General features: G+C 57.7%; 1 protein-coding gene. It reads right to left on the bottom strand.

The window, feature by feature from the left end; translation table 11 throughout:
• A partial coding sequence (locus KUV72_RS19690) for a hypothetical protein (protein ID WP_222239515.1) occupies window positions 1–1,017 on the bottom strand: 1,017 nt, incomplete at both ends.

The following is a 1,017-nucleotide window of genomic DNA, read 5'->3' as shown; positions in this document are numbered from 1 at the left end:
GCTCCTGTATCAAAATCAACCAGCTGAACATTGATCGTCGCTTCTAGGTTCTTGAGCATGTGCAGTTGCCGGATGATGGCTTGTTTTTCGAACTGTAGCATGCTGAGTCCAGGTGCCGCGGCATGTCTGGAGCTGATCGAAGAGTCATAGATGAAAGAGATGTTGTAGTTTTTACCTGGCTCGATGAGTCGTTCAACTCCCCCAGTGTCGCCTATTAGAATATCGTTGCCACTGCTGGTGGAGGCTTCGTCGTCATCGTTGTCACCGACGAACAGGTCGGCCTCTGCCGGCAGGGTAAGCACCAGGCTGCTTGTGGCAGTATCGCCATCGCCATCGCTGGCGATCAGGTTCACGGCGAGCTCGTGACCTTCGGCGGATTCCCCAGCCACCTCTAGCGGTGCATGGGTGCTGACCTGGTAGTCAGTCCCTGCATCATTTAGTTGTATGCGGAAGACGAGCTCGCCACCGCCTGTCATGGCATCCAGGGTGGTACCTGTGTCACCGACAAGCAGAAGTAGGGGCTGGCCGTTGGAGGTAAGAGCCTCTCCGGTCGCAGTGGTGGCAGGCTGTCGGTCAAGCGCTGGATCGAAGACGAGCGAGGCTAAGCCATCAGCGCCCGCGTGATCGATCGCACTAATGGTTCCCGTGGTGCCTTCCGTCAGAAGTCCTGGGTCAGTGGTAAATGCGCCTGGAGCATCATCGTCGATGACGAGCGTCAGGCTACCGTCGGCGCTATCTCCATCTTCATCGGTGACCGTGTAGCCAAGTACCAGCCTGATGTCATCTTCACTACTGTCATCGGGATGGTCGAGCGGGCTTAGCAGTGATGCAATATAGCCGCCGGTGTCCTGCTGAGTGAGAGAGACAACCAGAACCGCCTGACCATTGGCGCTTCCGGTCAAGGTCCTGCCGTCTGCACTGACGCTAAAGGTGAGGGGAGTGCCACCGGCGGTGAGGCTAGGCAACGAGTCGATATTCCAGTGGAATGCGTCCTGATCGGCCGCGCCGTCGGCGCCA

It is taken from the genome of Halomonas sp. DP4Y7-1, assembly GCF_019800705.1.
GTDB lineage: Bacteria > Pseudomonadota > Gammaproteobacteria > Pseudomonadales > Halomonadaceae > Halomonas > Halomonas litopenaei_A.
Note: the sequence above shows the minus strand (reverse complement) of the source record. Positions and strands in the feature narration are given on the sequence as shown.